This window comes from Maritalea myrionectae DSM 19524 (assembly GCF_000423365.1).
GTDB lineage: Bacteria > Pseudomonadota > Alphaproteobacteria > Rhizobiales > Devosiaceae > Maritalea > Maritalea myrionectae.
Genome location: NZ_AUHV01000006.1, coordinates 152501 through 154690 on the forward strand (window position 1 = coordinate 152501; position 2190 = coordinate 154690).

Below are 2190 nucleotides of genomic sequence, written 5' to 3' on the forward strand. Positions count from 1 at the left end.
GGGCTAGGGGTCCCCAACGGATTACCAAACCTAACCAAACTCCGAATACCTGGAAGTAATATCTGGCAGACACACTGCGGGTGCTAAGGTCCGTAGTGGAGAGGGAAACAGCCCTGACCTACAGCTAAGGTCCCAAAGTCATGGTTAAGTGGGAAAGCTTGTGGGAATGCACAGACAACCAGGAGGTTGGCTTAGAAGCAGCCATCCTTTAAAGATAGCGTAACAGCTCACTGGTCAAGCGTTCCTGCGGCGAAAATGTACCGGGGCTCAAACCATGCACCGAAGCTTAGGGTTTACACTTTTAGTGTAAGCGGTAGCGGAGCGTTCTGTAAGTCTGCGAAGGGATACCCGTGAGGGGTCCTGGAGATATCAGAAGTGCGAATGCTGACATGAGTAGCGATAAAGAGTGTGAGAGACACTCTCGCCGAAAGTCCAAGGGTTCCTGCGCAATGCTAATCAGCGCAGGGTTAGTCGGCCCCTAAGTCGAGGACGAAAGTCGTAGACGATGGGAAACAGGTTAATATTCCTGTACCTGGTGGTAGTGACGAATTTGTAGATCGGTCAGTCCTTATCGGATTGGTTCTGGCCGTGAGCAGGTTCCAGGAAATAGCTCCACCAACATAGACCGTACTCTAAACCAACACAGGTGGACAGGTAGAGAATACTAAGGCGCTTGAGAGAACTATGCTGAAGGAACTCGGCAAATTGCACGCGTAACTTCGGGATAAGCGTGACCCTTTTTGAGGCAACTCAGGGAGGGTGGCACAGACCAGGGGGTGGCGACTGTTTACTAAAAACATAGGGCTCTGCGAAGTAGCAATACGACGTATAGGGTCTGACGCCTGCCCGGTGCTGGAAGGTTAAAAGGAGATGTGAGAGCATTGAATTGAAGCCCCAGTAAACGGCGGCCGTAACTATAACGGTCCTAAGGTAGCGAAATTCCTTGTCGGGTAAGTTCCGACCTGCACGAATGGCGTAACGACTTCCCCACTGTCTCCAGCATAGACTCAGCGAAATTGAACTCCCCGTGAAGATGCGGGGTTCCTGCGGTTAGACGGAAAGACCCCGTGCACCTTTACTATAGCTTCACACTGGCATTCGTGTCGGCATGTGCAGAATAGGTGGTAGGCTTTGAAATAGTGACGCTAGTTGCTATGGAGCCGCAATGTGAGATACCACCCTTATCGTCATGTATGTCTAACCGCGGCGTAACAGCGTCCGGGACAGTGTGTGGTGGGTAGTTTGACTGGGGCGGTCGCCTCCCAAAGAGTAACGGAGGCGCGCGATGGTGGGCTCAGACCGGTCGGAAATCGGTCGTCGAGTGCAATGGCATAAGCCCGCCTGACTGCGAGACTGACAAGTCGAGCAGAGACGAAAGTCGGTCATAGTGATCCGGTGGTCCCGCGTGGAAGGGCCATCGCTCAACGGATAAAAGGTACGCCGGGGATAACAGGCTGATGATGCCCAAGAGTCCATATCGACGGCATTGTTTGGCACCTCGATGTCGGCTCATCGCATCCTGGGGCTGGAGCAGGTCCCAAGGGTTTGGCTGTTCGCCAATTAAAGCGGTACGCGAGCTGGGTTTAGAACGTCGTGAGACAGTTCGGTCCCTATCTGCCGTGGGTGTAGGAATGTTGAGAAGAGTTGCCCCTAGTACGAGAGGACCGGGGTGAACAGATCTCTGGTGGACCTGTTGTTGCGCCAGCAGCATAGCAGGGTAGCTATATCTGGACGGGATAACCGCTGAAAGCATCTAAGCGGGAAGCCTCCTTCGAAACTAGCATTCCCTTGAGAGCCGTGGGAGACCACCACGTTGATAGGCCAGGTGTGGAAGCGCAGCAATGTGTGAAGCTTACTGGTACTAATAGCTCGATTGGCTTGATTGTTCTCATTAATCAATGTCCGTAACACCAATACCAAACACGAACATCATCACTCAGGATAAACATCCTGAGCATATTTAACTTCACGAAATTTTGCTTTTTGCCGACTTGGTGATTATAGCGAGGTGCTCAGAACACGATCCCATTCCGAACTCGAACGTTAAACACCTCAGCGCCGATGGTACTTTGTCTTAAGGCATGGAAGAGTAGGTCGTTGCCAAGTCTGCTAAAAGCAAAATTATCTCTACGATGTAAAATATACAAAAAACCCCACCCGCTAGAAATAGCCGGTGGGGTTTCTTGCGTT

At 51.6% G+C, this 2190-nt stretch carries 2 rRNA genes (1 of these 2 running past the window's edge); both read left to right on the forward strand.

Annotated features, from left to right (window positions below):
* A 23S ribosomal RNA gene (locus G549_RS0117480) occupies window positions 1-1886 on the forward strand (it extends 836 nt beyond the left edge of the window).
* A gap of 104 nt (window positions 1887-1990) precedes the next feature.
* A 5S ribosomal RNA gene (gene rrf, locus G549_RS0117485) occupies window positions 1991-2106 on the forward strand.
* Window positions 2107-2190 lie beyond the last annotated feature (84 nt).